The 19,906-nt window shown below is 59.8% G+C and carries 20 protein-coding genes; 4 read left to right on the forward strand and 16 right to left on the reverse strand.

All coding sequences use genetic code 11. The features are described 5' to 3' along the window. Positions 1-6 precede the first annotated feature (6 nt). Positions 7-327: a flagellar biosynthesis anti-sigma factor FlgM gene (gene flgM / locus CT3_RS02070; protein ID WP_066541717.1), complete on the forward strand. Its 321-nt coding sequence runs from the start codon at positions 7-9 to the stop codon at positions 325-327. A 141-nt stretch (positions 328-468) separates the two neighbouring features. Next, positions 469-849, forward strand: coding sequence for a hypothetical protein (locus CT3_RS02075; protein ID WP_066541719.1), 381 nt, complete (start codon positions 469-471; stop codon positions 847-849). Between the two features lie 154 nt (positions 850-1,003). Here the strand turns inward: CT3_RS02075 and CT3_RS02080 are convergent, their stop codons facing one another. The 9 genes from CT3_RS02080 to motA form a co-directional block, all read right to left on the reverse strand. Continuing rightward, on the reverse strand, positions 1,004-1,720 hold the full coding sequence (locus tag CT3_RS02080; RefSeq protein WP_066541721.1) for an RNA polymerase sigma factor FliA: 717 nt from the start codon (positions 1,718-1,720) through the stop codon (positions 1,004-1,006). Between the two features lie 4 nt (positions 1,721-1,724). Then, on the reverse strand, positions 1,725-2,480 hold the full coding sequence (locus CT3_RS02085; protein WP_066541724.1) for a hypothetical protein: 756 nt from the start codon (positions 2,478-2,480) through the stop codon (positions 1,725-1,727). Continuing rightward, a complete protein-coding gene (flhF, locus tag CT3_RS02090) occupies positions 2,473-3,942 on the reverse strand; it encodes a flagellar biosynthesis GTPase FlhF (protein WP_066541725.1) in 1,470 nt (489 codons plus the stop codon). Before flhF ends, CT3_RS02085 begins: the two co-directional genes overlap by 8 nt. Next, the gene (gene flhA / locus CT3_RS02095; RefSeq protein ID WP_066541727.1) at positions 3,939-6,047 is read right to left on the reverse strand and encodes a flagellar biosynthesis protein FlhA; all 2,109 of its coding nucleotides are present in this window, start codon (positions 6,045-6,047) and stop codon (positions 3,939-3,941) included. Before flhA ends, flhF begins: the two co-directional genes overlap by 4 nt. Beyond that, a complete protein-coding gene (gene flhB / locus CT3_RS02100) occupies positions 6,044-7,216 on the reverse strand; it encodes a flagellar biosynthesis protein FlhB (RefSeq protein WP_066541820.1) in 1,173 nt (390 codons plus the stop codon). The genes flhA and flhB overlap by 4 nt, the downstream gene beginning before the upstream one ends. Before the next feature lie 292 nt (positions 7,217-7,508). Continuing rightward, positions 7,509-8,201, reverse strand: coding sequence for a protein phosphatase CheZ (locus tag CT3_RS02105; protein WP_066541730.1), 693 nt, complete (start codon positions 8,199-8,201; stop codon positions 7,509-7,511). A 4-nt stretch (positions 8,202-8,205) separates the two neighbouring features. Further along, positions 8,206-8,592, reverse strand: coding sequence for a chemotaxis response regulator CheY (gene cheY, locus CT3_RS02110; RefSeq protein ID WP_066541731.1), 387 nt, complete (start codon positions 8,590-8,592; stop codon positions 8,206-8,208). A 71-nt stretch (positions 8,593-8,663) separates the two neighbouring features. After that, on the reverse strand, positions 8,664-9,602 hold the full coding sequence (motB, locus tag CT3_RS02115) for a flagellar motor protein MotB (RefSeq protein ID WP_066541732.1): 939 nt from the start codon (positions 9,600-9,602) through the stop codon (positions 8,664-8,666). A 32-nt stretch (positions 9,603-9,634) separates the two neighbouring features. Then, complete coding sequence (gene motA, locus CT3_RS02120; protein ID WP_066541733.1) at positions 9,635-10,495, reverse strand: flagellar motor stator protein MotA; 861 nt, start codon at positions 10,493-10,495, stop codon at positions 9,635-9,637. A gap of 160 nt (positions 10,496-10,655) precedes the next feature. Between motA and CT3_RS02125 the strand changes: the two genes are divergently transcribed. Continuing rightward, positions 10,656-12,314 (forward strand): O-linked N-acetylglucosamine transferase, SPINDLY family protein, encoded by a 1,659-nt coding sequence (locus tag CT3_RS02125; RefSeq protein WP_066541735.1) that lies wholly within the window; start codon positions 10,656-10,658, stop codon positions 12,312-12,314. A gap of 32 nt (positions 12,315-12,346) precedes the next feature. Beyond that, complete coding sequence (locus tag CT3_RS02130; protein ID WP_066541737.1) at positions 12,347-13,537, forward strand: DegT/DnrJ/EryC1/StrS family aminotransferase; 1,191 nt, start codon at positions 12,347-12,349, stop codon at positions 13,535-13,537. 3 nt (positions 13,538-13,540) lie between these two features. Here the strand turns inward: CT3_RS02130 and CT3_RS02135 are convergent, their stop codons facing one another. From CT3_RS02135 to CT3_RS02165, 7 genes are read right to left on the reverse strand one after another with little or no spacing between them, the layout of a single operon-like run. Next, the gene (locus CT3_RS02135; RefSeq protein WP_066541739.1) at positions 13,541-14,296 is read right to left on the reverse strand and encodes a class I SAM-dependent methyltransferase; all 756 of its coding nucleotides are present in this window, start codon (positions 14,294-14,296) and stop codon (positions 13,541-13,543) included. A gap of 2 nt (positions 14,297-14,298) precedes the next feature. Then, positions 14,299-15,255, reverse strand: a complete 957-nt coding sequence (locus CT3_RS02140) for a glycoside hydrolase family protein (RefSeq protein WP_066541742.1) — start codon at positions 15,253-15,255, stop codon at positions 14,299-14,301. 2 nt (positions 15,256-15,257) lie between these two features. Further along, entirely contained in the window at positions 15,258-16,229 is a 972-nt protein-coding gene (locus CT3_RS02145; protein WP_066541743.1) for a glycoside hydrolase family protein, read from the reverse strand. Positions 16,230-16,266: 37 nt separating this feature from the next. Beyond that, on the reverse strand, positions 16,267-17,019 hold the full coding sequence (locus tag CT3_RS02150; protein WP_218568143.1) for a WbqC family protein: 753 nt from the start codon (positions 17,017-17,019) through the stop codon (positions 16,267-16,269). Between the two features lie 34 nt (positions 17,020-17,053). Then, on the reverse strand, positions 17,054-17,752 hold the full coding sequence (locus tag CT3_RS02155) for a class I SAM-dependent methyltransferase (protein ID WP_066541744.1): 699 nt from the start codon (positions 17,750-17,752) through the stop codon (positions 17,054-17,056). Continuing rightward, positions 17,749-18,522 (reverse strand): TylF/MycF/NovP-related O-methyltransferase, encoded by a 774-nt coding sequence (locus tag CT3_RS02160; protein WP_066541745.1) that lies wholly within the window; start codon positions 18,520-18,522, stop codon positions 17,749-17,751. Before CT3_RS02160 ends, CT3_RS02155 begins: the two co-directional genes overlap by 4 nt. An 8-nt stretch (positions 18,523-18,530) precedes the next feature. Next, the gene (locus tag CT3_RS02165) at positions 18,531-19,805 is read right to left on the reverse strand and encodes an ATP-grasp domain-containing protein (protein WP_066541746.1); all 1,275 of its coding nucleotides are present in this window, start codon (positions 19,803-19,805) and stop codon (positions 18,531-18,533) included. Between the last annotated feature and the right edge of the window lie 101 nt (positions 19,806-19,906).

Consider the following 19,906-nt stretch of genomic DNA (forward strand, 5'->3'; position numbering starts at 1 on the left):
GCACACATGAAGGTCGGACAAAACGCAGAGCGGCTGGCACAGCTGCAACAAACCCAGATTCAAGCCGCGGCAGACAAAAAGGCCGGTACGGCCGGTGAAGCCCTGCAGCGCACCACCCAGACCGCCGCGGCCGGCGTGCCGGTGACGGTGTCGGATTCGGCGCGTTCACTCGATGTGAATGCCAAAAACCAAGGCGACATTGATGTTGCCAAGGTGCGCGCCATGCGTGAAGCCATTGCCAACGGCACGTTCTCGGTGAATGCCGGCGCCGTGGCCGACAAGCTGCTGGGCGATGCCAGCGACTTCCTGCGCCCTGTCTCCCGCTGAGATCTTCGCCCACCGGCGGCTGCGGCCCGCTCTTGCATGTTCTGCCTTCCGACCTTCGGCAGACCTGCATCGGCGGGCTTTGGCATTTCTGGCCCGGTGCCGCACAATGCATCCATTTTCTGACGGACGGAATATCGCGCTATGCAACTTGAAGAAGCCTTGAACCATGTGGAAAGCCAGGTCCAGCTGATGGCCGCCTCGTTGACCGGCCAGGAAGGTGTGCCCGCTCCCGATGTGGTGAGTGAGCGCTTGCGCAGCTGTATGGTGGCTTTTTCCGGTCTGGCGCAGAATTTCACGCCGGAGCAGTTCACCCCGGCATTGCGCCAGCGCATGCAGGTGATCTCCCAGACCCTGGCCCTGCAGCGCGAACATCTGGTGCGCATGGGCGCCATCACGGCACAGCAGGCCCAGGTCCTGGTGCCGCAGCAACGCGATGGCCACACCTACGGGGAGATGGCGTCGACGGCCGCACCGCAAGGCGGACGGGCGGCGGTTTCCAAGCTTTACCACATCAGCGGCTGACGCTCTCTGCTCCTGAAAACGCAAAAGCCAGCGCATGCGCTGGCTTTTTTGTGGGCGGTTGCTTCAGCCTGTTCAATGGCTGGAGTTCGTTTTGAGGTGGGGCAGCTTGCTGCATTGGACTGCAATGCAAGCGCTCCCCCAAGGGACGGGGTGTTCAGTGGGGGCGCATTTTAGTGCGCAGGCGGGCGATGGCCTGGCTGTGCAGCTGGCAGACACGGGACTCGGTGACTTCCAGCACGGCGGCAATCTCCTTGAGATTCATGTCGTGCTCGTAGTACATGCCCATCACGTATTTCTCGCGCTCCGGAAGGCCTTCGATGGCTTGCACCAGGGCGGTGCGCAGCCGGTGGTCGCGCAGCATGGCCATGGGGTCGCTGCTGCTGTCGGCCACATAGCGGTCCAGATAGCCTTCGTCGTCATCCTGGCCGGGGGACAGGTCTTCCAGGTAGAACAGCTGCGTGCCGCGCACCTTGCCCAGCAGGCTTTGGTATTCGTCCAGCGGCAGGTCCATGGCTTCGGCGATTTCAGACTCGCGGGGCGTGCGGCCCAGCCGCTGCTCCAGGCGGCGGATGGTGACTTCGATGTCTTTCTGCCCTTTGCGCGAGCTGCGGCTCATCCAGTCGCTCTCGCGCAGCTCATCGAGCATGGCGCCGCGGATGCGCTGGCTGGCAAAGGTCTCAAATTGCACGCCCTGGGCACTTTCGTAGCGCGACAGCGCTTCGGCCAGACCGATCATGCCCACCTGGATCAAATCGTCCAGTTCCACGTTCGGAGGCAGCTTGGCGATCATATGGTGCGCAATACGACGCACCAGCGGGGCGTGCTGGCGGATCAGCGCGTCACGATCAAGCTGGCCATGGGCGGTGTACATCGGGTCAATGGCTCCAATCGGTAGGCTGGGCGGCGGCCTGCTGCGGCATTCCCACCGCTTCGGCTTGCTCCAAGCATTGTAGCGACCAGCGCTGCAGTTGCCGGGGGTTATCGGGGTTCAGTTGCATGACGAGGGGCTCGACATGCAGGTGGTGCATGGCGCACTGCACCACGGCCTGCAGATTGCGGGCGAACCCGGTGTCCGGCGACATGGAAACCAGCTTGGCGGTCAGTCCCGTGTGCATCAGCATGTGCTTGAGCGCGCGGTAGCTGCGCAGCACGCTGCGGCCCTGGGAGGGCACCATCAGCAGCGGGGACTGGCTGGCGCCGTGCAGCACCGGGCTCAGGATCTGTTCCGGGGCAATGATGATGACCAGCGCATGGTTGCGCAAGTGGCGGTGCAGCAGGTCCAGGGCGCGGCAGCCTTGCTGGCGGGCACGGTGGGCCAGTTGCAGCAGGCCGCGGGCGGCCGGCAGGGTAGCCACGCTGTGGGCGCCTTCGGTGCCCACGGGCAGGGCGCCAAAGCCGCTGCCGCTGTGGGGCTGCAGCAGATCCTGCAGGCCCGGCGCATCGGCCGTTTCCTGCTCGGTGCCGTCCAGCACGATGACCGGATAGCCCTGTTGTTGCAGGTGGGTGCAGGCGCTCCACAGGGCCTGGGTACCTGCCAGATCACCGCCGGGCAGCACGCTCAGCACGCGCAGCGGGTTGGCGGCGGCCTGCCACTGCAGGCCGGAACCTTGGTGGCTGCTGCTCTCAAGCATGCAGGCCTCCGGCGCTGCGGGGCGATTCCGCAAAGAAGAAGTCCAGATCCAGGGCCGAGGGGTCGAAGGCCGAACGGGTGTGGGCGCGCATCGACGAGGCGATCAGTTCCTGGGCGTTGGCGCGCTCGAAGTCTTCGGGCACGCGCTGGCCGTTGGTGATGCCGCGCAGCTGCATCTGGTGGCGCACCAGGGCGTCCAGGGCCGGGCCCAGCTTCACGGCTTCGTCCACCTTGGACAGGATGGTCTGCTTGCAGCCGTTGCGCTTGAAGGCGCCCAGCGATTCGTCCAGCGTATCGCCCTGGCTGCCGGCGTTGACTACCAGCAGGCGTTGCACGCCCGGCAGGTCCAGCACGTCCAGGATGTCGTCCTTGCGCGGATCGCGCGGGGCCACGCCGGTGGTGTCGATCAGGACCATTTTCTTGCCGGACAGCAGGCTCAGCAGGTCTTGCAGCGCGGCCTTGTCATGGGCCAGGTGGGCCACCACACCCAGCATGCGGCCGTAGGCACGCAGCTGTTCGTGGCCGCCGACGCGGTAGGTGTCCAGCGTGATCAGGCCAACATTGTGGGCGCCGTGGACCTGCGCAGCCAGGGCGGCCAGCTTGGCGGCCGTGGTGGTCTTGCCCACGCCGGTGGAGCCCACCAGGGCGAACACGCCACCGGTTTCGTAGATGGAGGCCTGCTTGGCGTCGGTGTGCAGATTGCGTTCCAGCACGTTCATCAGCCACTTCAGGGCTTCGGCCGGGCCGGCGTTCTGGGGCATGCGCTCCAGCAGGGTGCGGCCCAGCGTGGGCGAGTAGCCGGCGCGGATCAGCTTGACCATCAGGTTCGAGTGTAGCGGGCTCTGGCGCGTCTGGTTCAGCCACGACAGGGTGTTGAAGCGCTCTTCAATCAGGTCCTTCATGGACTGCAGCTCGCCCATCACCTGGGTGTTCAGTGCAGGGGCGGCCGGGGCGGGCTTGCGCGCCTCGACCGGCAGTTCAATCGCCATGCCGCGCAGCGGGTTGTGCTTGACCACCGTGGGGGTGGTGGGCAGTGGTGCGGTGTCGCGCACCGCATCCAGGCGGTTCTTGCGGGCAAAAGTGGGCAGTGCCGGCACTTCTTCTTCCATCTGGGCGTCGGGGCCGCGGCGGCGCAGCATGCGTTCGCGCACATAGTCCTGGAAGGACAGGGTGCTCATGCTCAGCTGTTCGGTGTCTTCCGCCACGGATTGCTTGGCCGATGCCTGCAGCGCCTTGGGAGGGCGGGTCTCTTCGGCGTCGCGGGCCTGGATGGCTGCCTGCAGGCGGTTGCTGGTGCGGTTGCCCTGGTCCAGCTTGCCCAGGCCGTCTTCCGATGTGGCCATGACTTCCACACCGGTCGAGGTGGCGCGGTTGGCAAGGATCAGTGTGCCTTCCCCAAAGACGGCCCGCGCTTTGGCCAGGGCCTCACGGGAGGTGGGGGCGTTAAAGCGTTGGATGTTCATGCGGATGCACCTTTAAGAATGGGACCAATGCGGATGGTGTGCGTTTCGGGGATCTCGCTGTGGGCGAGCACCTGCAGTCGAGGAGCGACACGGCGCACCAACTTGGCAATGGTGTTGCGAATGGAGTCGGGAACCAGCAGGCAGGCGGGCATGCCCATTTCTTCCTGGCGGTTGGCCACTTCGGCGGCGCGCTGGGTCAGGACATCGGCGACGCCGGGGTCCAGCGAAGGCGCTGCGGGGTTGGCCAGGGCCTGGACCAGCAGGCGTTCCAGGCCGGGCTCGATGGCGATCACGTTCAGTTCGCGGGTCGGGCCGTAAATTTGTTGGACGATGGCGGGCGACAGCGCAATGCGCACGCGGCGGGCCAGTTCCATGGGGTCCTGGGTCGAGCCAGCATGCTCTGCCAGCGTTTCGATGATGGTGCGGATGTCACGGATGTGCACCGAGTCCTCCAGCAGCAGCTGGAGCACTTTTTGGAACGTCGTGATGGACACCATTTTGGGAATGACTTCTTCGATCAGCTTGGGTGCCAACTTGGCAACATGCTCCACCAGCTGCTGCACCTCAGTGCGGCTGAGCAGCTTGGAAGCCTGGACTTGCATCAAGTGTGACAAATGCGTCGCCATCACGGTTTCCGAATCAACGACGGTAAAACCGGCCATTTGCGCCGCTTCCTTTTGGCGCTCATCGATCCAGTGGGCCGGCAGTCCGAATGCGGGGTCGGTGGTGGGGGTGCCGATCAGCGGCGTGCTGATGCCGCCCGGGTTGATGGCCAGGTACATGCCGGGGAAGGCTTCGCCTTCGCCCACCATCACGCCACGCAGGGTGATGCGGTAGGCGCTGGGCTTGAGCTCCAGGTTGTCGCGCACATGCACGGCGGGGGGCAGGAAGCCCACTTCCTGGGCAAACTTGCGGCGCACACCCTTGATGCGGGTCAGCAGGTCGCCCTGGCGGTTCTTGTCCACCAGTGCAATCAGGCGGTAGCCCAGCTCCAGGCCCAGCAGGTCCACGGGCTGCAGATCGTCCCAGGTGGCTTCGCTGTCTTGCTGGGTGGCGGCCACGGCGGCCTGCTTCTGGGTGGCGCCGGCTGCCTGTTCGGTCTTTTGCTGTTGCTTGCGGTGGGCCAGCCAGGCGGCGTAGCCGAAAGCCGAGCCCATGGCCAGGAACACGACGTGGGGCATGTTGGGGATCAGACCCAGCAGCACCAGAATGGCGCCAGTGATGCCCAGCGCACGGGGCGAGGCAAACATCTGGGTGGCAATCTGCTTGCCGGTGTCGCCGTCCTTGCCCACGCGGGAGATCACCATCGCCGAGGCCACGGAGATCAGCAGGCCGGGAATCTGGGCGACCAGCGCGTCACCGACGGCCAGCAGGATGTAGCTGTTGGCCGCGTCACCCGCCGACAGGCCGTGCTGGGCCATGCCGATGATGAAGCCGCCGATGATGTTGATCACCAGAATCAGGATACCGGCCACGGCATCGCCGCGCACAAACTTGGAGGCACCGTCCATGGAGCCGAAGAAGTTGGCTTCTTCGCCCACTTCGGCACGGCGGCGCTTGGCTTCGGCTTCGTCGATCAGGCCGGCGTTCAGGTCAGCATCCACGGCCATCTGCTTGCCGGGCATCGCGTCCAGGGTGAAGCGGGCCGAGACTTCGGCAATCCGCTCGGCACCCTTGGTGATCACCACGAAGTTGATCACCACCAGGATGGCGAACACGATCAGACCCACGGCAAAGTTGCCACCGATCAGGAAGTGGCCGAAGGCCTCGATCACCGCACCCGCCGCGCCGGGGCCGGTATGGCCTTCCATCAGCACCACCCGGGTGGAGGCCACGTTCAGCGACAGGCGCATCAGCGTGGTCAGCAGCAGCACCGAGGGGAAGGCCGCAAAGTCCAGTGGCTTGATCATGTAGGCCGCCACCATCATCACCATCAATGCAATGGCGATGTTCAGCGTGAAGAAGGTGTCCAGCAGCCAGGGCGGAATGGGCAGCACCATCAGCGCCAGGATGGCAATCACCAGAATCGGGGCCGACATGCCTTGCAGCGCATTGCCATGCTTGCCAGCCATCTGCTGGATGTTCTTGATCATTGCGGTGCTCATGGTGCGGTGCTTTCCGTGGTGGATTCAGGGGCGGTGCGCAGCTTGGTGTGCGGGTCCAGTTCAGGCGGGACCGGCGGTTGCACCAGTTCACCCGGGGGCGGGGCTTCGCCGCGCAGCGAGGCCTTGAGACGGTAGACATAGGCCAGCACCTGGGCCACGGCGGTGTACAGCGTGGACGGGATGGCCTGGTCGAGTTCGGCGTTGGCGTAGAGCGCGCGGGCCAGCATGGGCGATTCGAGCACTGGAATGTCGTGGGCCTTGGCCACTTCGCGGATCTTCAGTGCCACCAGATCGGCGCCCATGGCGATCACCTGGGGGGCGGCCATGGTGACTTCGTCGTAGCGCAGGGCCACGGCGTAGTGGGTGGGGTTGGTGACCACGAAGTCGGCCTTGGGCACGCGGGAGACGGAGGCGCGGTGCGCCATCTCGCGCTGCTTCTGGCGGATCTTGCCCTTCACTTCGGGGCTGCCTTCGGATTCCTTGTGTTCCTGCTTGACTTCCTGGTGGCTCATCTTCAGGCGGCGCTTGAACAGGAAGTTCTGCAGCGGCACATCGATGATGGCAACCATGAAGACCACCACCAGCATCAAGGCCATGCCGCCGGCAATCCAGTCGCCCACCTTGGACAGGGCCGAGCGGCTGGGCTGCAGGGGCAGGGTGGCCAGCTCGGGAATGCCGGAGCGCAGATAGAACCAGCCCACGAAGGCCAGCACGATGGTCAGCAGCACGTTCTTGGCGGCCGTGACCAGCTGCTGCATGGACACCAGGTTCTTGATGCCCGACAGCGGGTTGATGCGGTTGAACTGGGGGGTGATGGGTTTGAAGCTGAGCACCCAGCCACCGGCCAGCACACCGGAAATGATGGAGGCGGCCGAAATCAGCACCCCCAGAATCAGCACCGCCGTCAGAGCCAGGATGGACATGTCCACCAGGCGCTCCACCATCAGCTGGGGCGACAGGATGGTGCTGGCGTTGAAGGACAGCTGGCGGGCCATGGCTTCGTGCATGTGGCCGACCAGGGAAGGACCGCCTGCCAGCACCGCCAGCGCGCCGACACCCATCACCGTCAGGTGACCGAGGTCGCGGGAGCGTGCAGCCTGACCGTCTTTGCGGGTCTTCTGCAGTTTTCGCTCGGTAGCGGGTAGGTTTTTGTCTTGGCTGGATTCCATGGCGGCATGGGGGAATGTCCATGCCATTGTCCGCAGCGGGGTGGGCGGCGATGCCGTGAAAAGCGGGGTCGGGGGCGCGTTATTCCCGGATAGCGGATGCCGAAAAACCGCTGGAGTCTGCTAGCGCCGGCAGGCATGGGCGTGCCGACGGCTTCCCCAACAAGCGCTTTGCGCGTTGCTGCACCCCGTCATCCGGGTAAGCGGTAGTGGTGCTTCGCGGCGCGGCCACCGGGGGGCGCATGGCCGAACCCGGCCGAGGGAGGGACAAACCGGGCGGCGGTGCCGCCGCGGCTCAGAAGCCCAGGCTGGCCAGCAGGTCGTCCACTTCCGACTGGGAGGTGACCACGTTGGGCGTGTTGTCCGGGTCTACCACCGGGCCTTGCAGCGCCGGGTGGCCGTCGGCCGTGAACTCGGCAGCCGGTGCAGCAGGCTCCACCACCTCCGGGACGGTCGCCAACACCGCCGCCGCAGCCGGAGCGCTGTGCATGGGGGCCGTCTGCAGCAGCAGCTCGACCAGCTGCTCTTCCAGGCTGGACGTCAGCTTGACCACCTTGGCGATCACTTGGCCGGTCAGGTCATGGAAGTCCTGGGCCATCATGATTTCGGTCAGGCGGCTGTCCAGGCGGGCGTTGGCCGCATCCATGGCTTCCAGGTGGTTCATCACATGGCCTTTGGCCACGGCCGCCACGGGATCGGCCACCAAGGCCTCACGCATTTTCTGCGTCTGCTCCACGATCTGGCTGTGTTCGTCCTTGGCCGTATCCACAATGCCCAGCACCTTTTCCGCCGCTTCGCCAGTCAGGCGGGCGATGTAGGTCAGGCGGCTTTGGGCGTCCGGCAGGGCATCCACGGAGCCCCGGAGACGGTCGGCATAGCCAAGTTCTCGCAGCGAATCGTGCAACTGCCGGGTCAGCAGGCCCAGCTTGTTGTGCACATCCCCCTGGTCGTAACCGCCGGGGAGAGGTGTATTCGGCGCTTCGTCCATGGGCTTACATCCCCATCTTTTTCAGCACCAGATTGACTTTTTCTTCCAGTGTGGCCTTGGTGAAAGGCTTGACGATGTAACCGGCAGCGCCACCCTGGGCGGCCGCCACGATGTCTTCCTTGCGGGCTTCGGCGGTCACCATCAGCACCGGCAGGTGCTTGAGCTTCTCGTCAGCCTTGATTTCGGTCAGCAACTGGAACCCGTTCATATTGGGCATGTTGATGTCGGTCACCACGAAGTCAAACTTGCTGTTGCGCAGCTTGTGCAGGGCTACCACGCCATCTTCGGCCTCATCGGCTTCGGTGAAGCCGCTTTCCTTGAGCAGGTTGCGCACGATACGGCGCATGGTGGAGAAGTCGTCAACGATCAAAAAGCGAAGGGGATTGGCCACGTGAGGACCCTTTCGGTCGAAATAGCTCTGTTATCAATGATGTGCCGGTGCGCATACTAAGCGACAAATTGTCACAAAGATGGCGTGCCCGGTACAGGATTGTCCTGCTTATCGGCAGGTTCAATAGGTTCCTTGACCGCATGTTTGCCCAACAGCCGTTCTTCGGCCTCATGGGTCAGTACGGTGATGGTGATGCGGCGGTTCTGGGGCGCGCGCGGTTGGTCCGGGTACAGCAGGTCGCTGGCCGCCAGGCCCACCACGCGGGCCAGTTTGTCGTCAGGCATGCCGGATGACACCAATTCGCGGCGCGAGGCATTGGCGCGGTCGGAAGAGAGTTCCCAGTTGCTGTAACCCCGCTGGCCGTTGCCATAAGGGGCGGCGTCGGTGTGGCCGGCCAGGCTGATGCGGTTTTCCACCCCGCCCATGGCCGTCCCCACTTCGCGCAGGATGTCGCGCATATAGGGCTTGAGGATGGCGCTGCCGATGTCGAACATGGGGCGGTTCTGTTCGTCCACAATCTGGATCTGCAGGCCGTCGGGGGTGACGTCGATGCGGATCTGCGACTTGTATTCGTTCAGCGTGGCATTGCTGCTGATCATGGCGTCGATCTTGGCGCGCAGGGATTTGATGCGCTGGGCATCCTGCTGCGCGCGGATCTGGCGCGATGTGCTGTCCATCTTGCGGCGGTCGTTGTTTTCGTCCGCGTCGGAGCGGCGGATCTGACCGTGCACCTTGGCCAGGTCGTTGCCACCGCCGGGAATGATGCTGGAGCTGTTGCCCGAGCCGTCGCCGCCGGCCATCGAGACCTTCAGCGGCGAATTGAAATAGGCCGCAATCCCCTGCAGATCGCCTTTGGCCGTCGAGCCCAGCAGCCACATCAGCAGGAAGAAGGCCATCATGGCCGTCATGAAGTCAGCGTAGGCAATCTTCCAGGCACCGCCATGCGCGCCGTGGGCGGCTTTCTTGACGCGCTTGATGATGATGGGCTGGAGTTTTTTTTCGGTTGCCATGTGCGTGGGCCTTCTTCTTTACCGCTGGAGGCTTACTTCTGGCCCTTGACGTGCTCTTCCAGCTCCACAAAGCCGGGTCGTTCGGTCGAGAACAGCACCTTGCGGCCGAATTCAATGGCCGTGGGCGGGTTGTAGCCTTGCATGCTGGCGATCAGCGTGCACTTCACGCATTCCAGCTCCTTGGAGCCGTCCTGGAAAATCTGTTCGATCACGCCGGCCAGCGGTTCCACCAGCGCATAGGCCAGCAAGATACCGAGGAAGGTCCCCACCAGGGCGGAAGCGATCATGCCGCCCAGCACGGACGGGGGCTGGCCCACGGAGCCCATGGTGTTCACCACTCCCAGCACGGCGGCCACGATACCGAAGGCAGGCAGCGCACCCGCCAGGCGTTGCAAGGCTGCAACAGGGCGGTGGTTTTCCTGGTGGTGGGCCTCGATCTCGTTCTCCATCAGCGTCTCAATTTCGTGCGAATTGAGGTTGCCAGAGACCATCATCCGCAGGTAGTCGGTGATGAACTCCACCAGGTGGTGGTCGGCCAGGATGTCGGGGTACTTCTGGAACAGCGGCGATTCGTTGGGCTCTTCCACGTCGGATTCGATGGCCATCAGGCCTTCCTTGCGGGCCTTCTGCAGCAGGTCATACAGCAGGGCCAGCAGGCTCATGAACCGGGCCTTGGTGTACTTGGAGCCTTTGATGGCCAGCGGAATGGCGGCAGCCGTGGCCTTCAGCACCTTGGGCTGATTGCTCACGATGAAGGCGCCAAACGCCCCGCCACCAATGGTGGCCATTTCAAAAGGCAGCGCCTTGGCCAGCACGGACATATTGCCACCGTGCAGGGCGTAGACACCGAAGATGCAGCCGAAGGCCACGAGGTAACCGATGAGGACAAGCATGGGGAGGATTCTGTCAGTCAGCAGGCCGAGCTAAGGGGGAAGAAGCGGCGGAAAAATGCGCATCTTCGGCGCTTGGGGAGGATCTTATCGAGGGAGACTTGGCTAGGCTAGAAGTGTATTCTGGTCAACAGATATTTCGATTTCTTTCATCACTTGCTATATGACAACGCTTGACCAAGCTGTGGTTGCTTCCGAGCCGGCGCCGGCCCTCTCCCATGTGCTGCATGACATCAATGTCAGGCTGATCGGGCAGAACAAGTTCCTGCCGGCGCTGACCGAGCTCATGTGCCTGGCCAAGGACCATGTGATGAGTGCCCACCTGTGGGTAGCAATCGGTGTGGTTTATGTGCGGATGTCGAATTGGTCGGCTGCCATCGGGGCGCTGGAAACGGCGATTGCGCTGGATGAACGGGTGCCGGGCGCCCACCAGTTGCTGGCGCTGGCGGTGTTCAGCATTGGCCGGCGGGAGCAAGCCTGTCAGATGGTGGATGAGGCGTGCAAGCGCTCTTCCGAAAACAACGCGTGGCTGCTGCGCGCTTATATCCACTCCCATTCCTCCCGCAGTCCGGAGGTGGCACTGAAGGTGGCCCAGGATTGGGGGCGCCGCTTTGCCGATCCGCTTACACGCAAGGCCAAGCCCCTGGTGGTGCGGGATCGCAGTCCCCGGAAAAAGCTGAAGATCGGTTACGTCACTGCCGACTTCCGGGAGCATTCGGTAGCGTTTTTCATGCAGCCCGTACTGAAGTTTCATAACCATGAGGAGTATGAGATCCATGTGTACTCCAACGGGCCCTGGGACCACTTCACGCCGCAACTGCGAATGCATGTCCGGTATTGGGAAGACGTGATGGCGCTTTCCGACAAGGAGCTCCATCAAAAAATCCGGGATGATGAAATCGATGTGCTGGTCGATTTGTCAGGCTTTACACATGGGCACAGGTTGGGAGTGTTCGCGCAGAGAGCGGCTCCTGTCCAGGTGACATGGGTGGGCTATATCCAGCCATTGGGCATGAAGGCGATGGACTACCGCCTAGTGGCATCTGGTTTGGTACCCCCTTCCCTGGCTCCGTACTACTCGGAAACACTGTTTCAGCTGCAGGCGTCGGCCTGCTACGAGCCTCCCTCCTACTCGCCCTTGTGCGAAGTCCCGCCGATGGTGCGCAATGGCTATCCGACGCTGGTATCGCCCAACAGTTCGGCCAAGATCACCGACCAGATGTTGCGGCTGTGGGCCCGCATTCTCCATGAGCGCACGGATGCGCGGCTCATCATCATGGTCAAGGAGGGGGATGCCGATGCCGCCCAGGCCGATATGCAGCCGCGTGTGGAAGCGGCGGGATTTCCGCTGGACCGGGTATCGGTGATGCACCAACAGCCACTGCACCATTTCATGGAAGTGGGGCATATTGCCGACATCATGCTGGATACGGCTCCCATATCCGGCGGTACGACCACCTTGCATTCCTTGTGGATGGGGATGCCTGTCGTTACCCTGGACGCTGAACGGGGGGTGGACGCCTGCAGTGCCTATGTGCTGCGTGAGTTGGGGCTGGAGGCGGAGATTGCACAGACCGAAGAGGAGTATGTGCAGATTGCCATGCGTTTGATGGCTGACCCGGAGCGGTTGTACGTACAGCGTGAAAACATTCGCGCACATATGGGCTCCAGCATTTTCATGGACTACGCCGCTTATGCGGCCGACGTGGAGAAAAGCTTCCGCATCATGTGGCTCAACTGGTTGCGCGGAGACAAGCGCGATTTGAGCCTGGATGTGGACGTCGACGCCGAGATGGCCCTTGCCGAAGGACGTGCCCCATGACTGCGGCGCATGCCGTTCCCACAGGAGTAGATATGCCTGAGCCAATTCCTCTGCTGGTGCCTTGTGTGCCCGCACCGCATGAGCTTCTTCCTTGGCTGGAGCGCATGCATGCTGCGCGCCATTACTCCAATTTCGGGCCATTGGTGTGCGAGCTGGAAGCGACATTTGCAACGCAATTTCAAGTCGCGGGCGCACAGGTCACCACAGTCGCCAATGCCACCCTGGGGTTGGAGCTGGTGCTGCAGGCCCTGGATCTTCCTGCAGGGTCGCGGATTTTGCTGCCGTCCTTCACTTTTGTCGCAACGGCCACCGCCGTGCTGCGTGCAGGCCATGTCCCTGTGTTGGCCGATGTGGATGCAGACAGCTGGATGCTGACCCCTGATATTGCCAGTGCCGCCCATGCCTCCATGCCGGTCGCTGCGGTGGTGCCTGTGGCGACCTTTGGCATGCCGCATGACATGCAGGCATGGCAGCAGTTTGAAGCGCAGACCGGTTTGCCCGTGGTGATCGACGCCGCTGCTGCCTACGGAAGCCAGTGGTTGCACAACGGAGAGGGTACGCTGGTTTTCAGCCTCCACACCACGAAAAGCATGCCGGCGATCGAAGGCGGCCTGGTGGTTTCCTCCCGACCTGGGCTTACGACCAAGGTGCGGCAGCTTTCCAATTTCGGTATCAACCTGGAGCCGACGGCAGGGGTGCCTGTCGGCACATTGGCCGGCGCAGGAACCAATGCCAAGATGAGCGAGTACCATGCTGCGGTAGGCTTGGCTTCGCTGCAGCAGTGGGAGCGCCATGCGCAGGATCGCAAGGCGCTCCAGGCCGATTTAATGCAATTCCTGAACCAGTGCAGCGGTCACAACCTGCAGTGGCAGGGCGATGGTACGGGTGGGCCGCTGAAGGCGCCCACATTGTTGTGCCCGCGGCTGCCCAGCGCACACATTCGCAGCCAACTGGAGCAGATCTGCGCACAGGAAAAAATCACCGTGCGCCGGTGGTACCAGCCTTTGCTGGAGCATATGCCGGCACTGCATTCGCGTTGTCTGGCACTGCCGACGCCCGTGGCCCACCAACTGGCCGATACCTTGCTGGGATTGCCCTTCTTCTTAGGGATGACGGCAGCACAGCGTGAACGCGTGGGCAATGCCGTGGCCCGTGTGCAGTGGTCGCGGCCTGCAGGGCGCCTGACGGCATGCGTTGCCCACCCCGTACCGTTGGCCGCGTGATGCCTAGCGGCTGCCGCGCTCGCACACCAGCATGATGCTGGAACAGAGATCGGGGTACTGCTGGCCAAGCTGGTAGCAGCCTTCCAGGTATTCCTTGGAAATAATGTCGGTTTGCAACAGGCGGTCCCACTGGAAGTTGGCCAGAGCCTTGAAGAAGATGCCCGACCGATGGACGACACGCAGTCCGGCGCGAGAGGCGTCGCGCTCCAGCGTATCCAGCGCGTAGGTAATCCGGTGGCCGTGCTCGGCTTCGGCCGGGGTCACTGCCGCATTGTGCGAGATCAGCCCCATCTTGACGGCAATCTGGCGCGAGGGCGCATTGGCATTGGGGCAGACCAGGAAAAACCGCCCTGTTTCACTGAGCCATTCATGGTTCACCCGCTGCAAGACCTGGACCGGATCATCGAGGTGTTCCAGTACATGGGTCATCACGATATTGTCGTACTGGCGTGGCAGGTCGATATTTTCAAACATGCCCTCGAATTGCTGGATCCGATTTCCCAGACGCTCTTGGGCAATCGCAATTGCATCGGAGGATGCCTCCACGCAGGTCACATCCTCAAAATGCTGCAGCAGGCGCTCGGTAAATTGCCCCTGGTAGCTACCGAGTTCAAGGAGATTGCCCTTCTTGAAATAGGGCGAGAAAGCCTTGATCATGTAAGGGTGCATGACATCAAAGTCAAAGCTGTACGCATATTTCTCATGCGTCGCATTGTTCTTGTCATTCAACTCACGGTTGTAATCGCGCACATTCGTCATTTTCAATTCTCCAGTACAGCCAGGCCAAATCCTCGACGGCCAAATTCATTGCCGTTGTAGATGAGGTATATTTTCCCATCGCATTCGAAAAGATGTGGGTAGCACTGCATTTCTGAATCCCAGCCTTCGTCGGAAAGATCAATGCCAGCATTGGCATCGTCACGCACCCAGTGGATCAGATCCAAGGAGTACGCGTAACCCAGGCGATAGCCGCGGCCGCTCTCCTTGCGAAAGCCATGGGCTTCGCGGTAACAGAAATACATATGGTATTTCCCCGCATGAAATATCACGGTGGGCAGCGCCTGGCATTCATTTTCATCCAACTTGGATTCAATGATGTGTTTTCCGTCTCGGTTCCAATGCAGTCCGTCGGGTGAGGTGGCCTGCGCTATTTTGTAGACGCGTTCATGTTGGCCGCTGTCAGCAAACTTCAGCCATTTCGTGCCATAGATGTACCACATGTAGAAGGTATCACCGTAGCGCTGCACAAAGGCATCTGCGACCAGAAACGGCTCATGCAGTGTCGCTGCAACAATGGGGCCGCCCAGCCCAATGCGCGAAAAAGTCTGCCCCTCATCATGGCTGATGGCTAATCCGATGGCCGCGTCGACAGGAACGGATGATTTACGGTTGCATCCCGTGGTGTAGGCAAGAACACGGTCTCCATCCTTTAATACATTGAATGGAAAAATACCATGCTCATCGAAGCACCCCAACTTCCCCAGTGGGATGACGGTATGCTGTGAGGTGCCAATAATATCCTTCATGTCCCGAGAGAAATCCACATATGCCACATGGCTGAGGTATTTTCCCGATGCATCCTTCTCCCTGGTGGAATAATAAATGCGGACCCTGTCCTGCAGAACAAGAGATTGCGGAGCCTGCGAAAATTCAACGCAGTTGTTGGGTATTTGATGCTCGACGGGATCAAATATTTTCCCTAGTTTTTTCCAGCGCATGCTTAACTCCAGATGCTTTGTTTGTCGAGAACGGCCAATCCAAAGCCTGAGCGCCCCATGCCATTGCCTTGGTACAGCATGTAGATGGACCCATCCAGTTCGAACACATGGGGATAGTTGATCATTTCAGAATCCCAGCCTTCGTTGGATAGCGGGATATCGATCAGATCGTCATTCCGTGTCCAGGTTTCCATATCTGGCGACGAGGCATAACCTATGCGATAGCCGCCTTCACGGGATGTGTAGTTGTAGATGTCGCGATAGGAGAAAAACATGTGGTATTTGCCATCGCGGTATATCACATCAGGGCATGCCTGACATTCATGCTCCCCCAGTTTATTGGGGATGAGGTCCCGGCCCACCTTGTTCCATTGAATACCGTCAGTGGATGTGGCCATGCGTATCTTATAAATAGGCTCTTTTTTGCTGTTTTCTGTGATTCGCCATTCTTTACCGGCGACATACCATAACTGCCATTGCCCCTCGAAGCGGCGAATACGTGGGCTGCCCAATAAAAAAGGCTCGTCCGGTGTGTAGGGGAGGACTGGGCCTTCGCCGAGGCGGTGAAAGCTGTCGCCGCCATCCTGGCTGACGGCCAGGCCAATGGTGGCATTGAACGGGACGGACTCGCAACGCGAAATCCCAGCGTAGTAAGCGCGTATTTCGTTTTGGTGGGAAATGACGGAAACCGGGTAAGTGCCGTGCTCGTCAAAGGTCCCTACCTTGCCCAGTTCCAGTACGGGGGTTGCACTGATCTTGAGAATGTTCAGAAGATTTTTTCTGTCCAAATCAAGATAGGCGATGTGGCTTTGGTATTTCCCGTCGGCACTGGGTGCGGGGCGTGTGCAAAAGAATACCCGGACCGTATGCGGATTGATTATGGTAGCTGGAGATTGTGCAAACTCGTGCATCCAAGCCGGAGATGCCATGCATTGCGGATCAAATATCCTGCCTAGTTTCTTCCAGTGAAACATATTTCAATATTCTCTCTGATTGTGTGAATGGCGGAAATCAGGATAGTCGGTGGTACTTCAGCATGGCACTGACATCTTGAACAGGGTTGAACATCAGTACGTCGACGATACTCAGCCAAGGCACAAAATCGTGATGGTTCTGAGGGTAAGGATGCAGTTCAGATTGGATGAACTTCAATTGTATTCCGCGGGCTTCGAATGCATCCCGGGAATACAATTCCACGCCTCCAATGGGATTGATATAGGTGGTGGCGTGGGTGGCTTGGCACATCGCCAAGACCCTGTCCTGTGATTTCAGGTCGTGATCAATAGGCAGAGCCGATGAATCCTGTATGCGTGTCGGAATTCCTATATGCTTGCATACGGCCGTGATGGAGTTTTTCAAGAAATAAAAAAGATTGCTGGAGTCATACAAAAGAATATCTTGAATGAGTGCAATGGTTTCTTGAAAATAAGGTGCTTTGCCATAAGCTCCTATGAACTGATTGAGCAGCTTCTTCCTGTCGAAGCTCTCAGATAATTCACGATGCACAATGTCCAGTGCATCGGAGTCTTTGCGCAAAGGCAAGGAGAAGGTGGCGGCCTCTCCATTGGAGAGCAGTCGGTTTCTATTGATCCAGCCTTTTTTGGTGTATTTGATGTTGTCGTAGACAATAAACTCATCCACGGCCGCGATGAGCTGAAAATATCCAATATATGGAAGAAAGTACGGCTGCATGATTCCCAGTGTCATGCCGCCCACATGCTGGAGATAGGGCATGCCAGGGCGAGAAGAGGCGCTGTCAGGCATTCAGGTGCACCCTATGGCTATGGAAGTCATAGAACTATTTTTCTTGCAGTACATAAACGCCAAGCCAGGAAGCCGTGACCCCGCATCGTCCTCTGGAAAAGCGCCACATGCCATCCAGTGCTGCAACGGTGCAACGGGTGAGAAAGGACATGAGCCCTGTTTTCTTATAGAAGGAGCGCCAGTATCGAGGACGGTATGGATCTTTGAAGAAATAAATATCTTCTAACTGCAGGAGCTTGATTTCCTGGTAAGAATTGGGCATGCCTGTTGCACCAAATGCGTGGCGAAAACTCTGCGGGAGATACGGGCGGATATGGGTGAAGTCATGATAAAACCTCTCGCCGTGGGTGGGGCTGAGGACAATGAGCTTCCCGTGGGGCGATAATTTTTGGCAAAGCTTGGGAATGAGCCCATGCAGTTCATCTGGCGAGAGGTGCTCTATCAGGTGGCTGAGGAATATGATGTCGTACGGTGGAGTGTCGGTGCTGAAAAAGTATTCAGGGTCGTAGGCCGATTGACCTTTTTGCACGGCACGTTGAATATATTCAGGATTGATATCGACGCCGCTTGCATCCATGCCAAGGCTGCAAAACAGATCCAGAAATTTCCCTGTGCCACATCCGTAGTCCAGGATGCGCAATGTGGCGGATCCTTGCTTCTTGAAATCGTGCATCAACTGGGTGACGCGTGCGAATTCAAGGCTCTGATAGTGGGCCGGCGTGCGGAGGTTCATCGTGTGCTGCCTGGAACCAGCTGCTTGATCAGCAAACCGTGGCCGTTGAGGTTGTGGACGAAAAATGCATCCCGCTGATTCCGGGCAATGGAATTCACAAAATCCGTAATGCCCTCACAGCCGAAGAAGCCATAATCATCAAATACCACCACACCGCCAGGCTGGACTCTTGGCCAAATGACATCAAATGCCTCACTGGCGGAGCCGCGCGTGTCCACATCGATGTGAGCGAGGCTGATTTCTTTGGGGAGTTGATCGAATGTGTGGTCCGGGAATATGCCAGGATAAATGTCGCACTCCAGTTGCATGCTGCTGAACAGCGATTCGACCAAATTCTGGTGCGTATCAGAATGCTCGTTGCCGGTGTAAAGCGTGTCGTGCTGCGTGTCTGATTTGGCGACACCGGTAAATGTGTCGAAAAGCGCGATGCGCTTTTGCGCGCCAGCCGCCAGCAAGGCGCCTGTACCTCCCCGCCATACACCGATTTCCACCAGATCGCCAGGGATGTGAGCGCATTGCCTTGCCAGTGTGTACAGCTCGTGGCAACGGTAAATGTCCACCATGGTGTGGCCCTTCACACGCTCGTGCAAGGCTGAAAAAACGGAATCATCCAGCCATGGTGAATAGCTGGCATATGGGATGACTTGGGTATGTGTCAACCCTGCTTTCAGTGAAGAAAATTTGGTTTTTCTCAGGCGATCCAGTACATCTTTGCGTTCCTGACGCAGAACGGCAAGAAACTCTTCAGGACGGGTAAAAAGCTCAGACATAGGATCAATTAATTGATGAAAAATTCCAGTGCATCCACATCCAGAACGGGGATTGCCTGCTTCTTGGCGACGTCAAGCCGCTCCAGGAAGGCGTTGTCGATGAAAATGGAATGCGGCTCGATGAAGTCTGCTTTGGATTCTTCATTCTGGAGATGAATGATTTTCTTGAACAGACTGGGCGGAATATGTGTGCGCTGCAGCGTCGTTTCCACATCGCCTGCGTGGCGGGTGATGAGGAAAATCTCTTTTCCCTTGGCGTGTTCTTGATACACAAAGGCCATGGCACGCGGAACGGCGGCACCATCAATGATCAAGGTGTCATCGAGATCGATGAAGATCTTGTCGTAATGGAATTCCAAACGGGCCTTGGTGGTGATATTGCGATCGATCACTTGGACAAAGCGGTGATCGAGCGTCTGCAATCTGCGGCCCATGAAGTCCTGTACCGCCATCAAAGGCAGGTTGACACCCCGGGCACGGGCTGCGGCCGTGGTGCTGGCAACGCGGCAGGAGACTTCCAGCAACTTCCAGTGTCCTGACAGATCCTTTTTGACTTGAAAGAACCAGGGGCCGCGCATGGACAGCCGTGCGTTGATGCCGTGGGCAATCTCACGCAGTTCTGCACTGGCCTCCAGTAGCTCGGAGCGCATGGTGATGCCGGCTCGCACACGCTCTCGGGTGCGTGGCCCGATCCAGATCAGTTCCTTGGTGAAGCTGGTGAAGCAGTCGACAGAAAGTTCTTGCCCCGGGAGATATTCCACCAGCAAAGGGTCTTCGATCCTCGCCATTGCGGCCTGGGCCTCGGAGGCCGTGTGGGCAATGCTGAAGCCTTGTCCACCTTGCCCGCAATCGGGCTTGATGGCCGCGGGCCAATGTGCTACATCGGCGGGGTCGGCGTAGACCGAGGGGGTGGCTGGCAGGTCTGCGAGGGCCTGGTAGGTCAGGCTCTTGCGGCGGGTGACACGGCTGGTATCCGGATCGCCGTTGACCAGGTGAAAACCCATGGTCGCGGCACGCTCCGACAAATAGGTGTGCACGGTGTCATGGGTGGCAAATACCAGATCTATTTGGAGATCTGAGAGCAGCTGGCTCCAGGCCGCATCAAATGCTGGGTCTGCAATATTGGGGAGATCGCCAAAATAGTTGGCGAATAGAAATCGTCCATGGTCGTCAATACTGGATGCGCCATATAAATCGACGTGGAGCGAGTAACGAAGCGCTTGGTGTATTTCAGATGCACCCTCTGAGCCACAAGGAAAAACAAGTACACGGATTTTTTTCATGGTTCAGAGTGCATCCATTTGCATCCCATGAGATTCAACTTCCAATGGTTTGGGCACTGGTAAAAATAAACCGCAATGCCCAGCAATCACGCTGAGAACAT

The sequence above is a fragment of the Comamonas terrigena NBRC 13299 genome, assembly GCF_006740045.1.
GTDB classification, from domain to species: Bacteria; Pseudomonadota; Gammaproteobacteria; order Burkholderiales; family Burkholderiaceae_C; genus Comamonas; species Comamonas terrigena.

What these genes read in the sequence shown, in the direction of transcription:
- motA (WP_066541733.1), bottom strand. Translation starts at nt 10,495, where the DNA reads ATGCTTGTCCTCATCGGTTACCTCGTGGCCTTCGGCTGCATCTTCGGT.
- motB (WP_066541732.1), bottom strand. Translation starts at nt 9,602, where the DNA reads ATGGCAACCGAAAAAAAACTCCAGCCCATCATCATCAAGCGCGTCAAG.
- CT3_RS02075 (WP_066541719.1), top strand. Translation starts at nt 469, where the DNA reads ATGCAACTTGAAGAAGCCTTGAACCATGTGGAAAGCCAGGTCCAGCTG.
- CT3_RS02155 (WP_066541744.1), bottom strand. Translation starts at nt 17,752, where the DNA reads ATGAACCTCCGCACGCCGGCCCACTATCAGAGCCTTGAATTCGCACGC.
- CT3_RS02105 (WP_066541730.1), bottom strand. Translation starts at nt 8,201, where the DNA reads ATGGACGAAGCGCCGAATACACCTCTCCCCGGCGGTTACGACCAGGGG.
- CT3_RS02130 (WP_066541737.1), top strand. Translation starts at nt 12,347, where the DNA reads ATGCCTGAGCCAATTCCTCTGCTGGTGCCTTGTGTGCCCGCACCGCAT.
- CT3_RS02165 (WP_066541746.1), bottom strand. Translation starts at nt 19,805, where the DNA reads ATGAAAAAAATCCGTGTACTTGTTTTTCCTTGTGGCTCAGAGGGTGCA.
- CT3_RS02145 (WP_066541743.1), bottom strand. Translation starts at nt 16,229, where the DNA reads ATGTTTCACTGGAAGAAACTAGGCAGGATATTTGATCCGCAATGCATG.
- CT3_RS02140 (WP_066541742.1), bottom strand. Translation starts at nt 15,255, where the DNA reads ATGCGCTGGAAAAAACTAGGGAAAATATTTGATCCCGTCGAGCATCAA.
- flhF (WP_066541725.1), bottom strand. Translation starts at nt 3,942, where the DNA reads ATGAACATCCAACGCTTTAACGCCCCCACCTCCCGTGAGGCCCTGGCC.
- flgM (WP_066541717.1), top strand. Translation starts at nt 7, where the DNA reads ATGAAGGTCGGACAAAACGCAGAGCGGCTGGCACAGCTGCAACAAACC.
- flhB (WP_066541820.1), bottom strand. Translation starts at nt 7,216, where the DNA reads ATGGAATCCAGCCAAGACAAAAACCTACCCGCTACCGAGCGAAAACTG.
- CT3_RS02085 (WP_066541724.1), bottom strand. Translation starts at nt 2,480, where the DNA reads ATGCTTGAGAGCAGCAGCCACCAAGGTTCCGGCCTGCAGTGGCAGGCC.
- CT3_RS02080 (WP_066541721.1), bottom strand. Translation starts at nt 1,720, where the DNA reads ATGTACACCGCCCATGGCCAGCTTGATCGTGACGCGCTGATCCGCCAG.
- CT3_RS02125 (WP_066541735.1), top strand. Translation starts at nt 10,656, where the DNA reads ATGACAACGCTTGACCAAGCTGTGGTTGCTTCCGAGCCGGCGCCGGCC.
- flhA (WP_066541727.1), bottom strand. Translation starts at nt 6,047, where the DNA reads ATGAGCACCGCAATGATCAAGAACATCCAGCAGATGGCTGGCAAGCAT.
- CT3_RS02150 (WP_218568143.1), bottom strand. Translation starts at nt 17,019, where the DNA reads ATGCCTGACAGCGCCTCTTCTCGCCCTGGCATGCCCTATCTCCAGCAT.
- CT3_RS02160 (WP_066541745.1), bottom strand. Translation starts at nt 18,522, where the DNA reads ATGTCTGAGCTTTTTACCCGTCCTGAAGAGTTTCTTGCCGTTCTGCGT.
- CT3_RS02135 (WP_066541739.1), bottom strand. Translation starts at nt 14,296, where the DNA reads ATGACGAATGTGCGCGATTACAACCGTGAGTTGAATGACAAGAACAAT.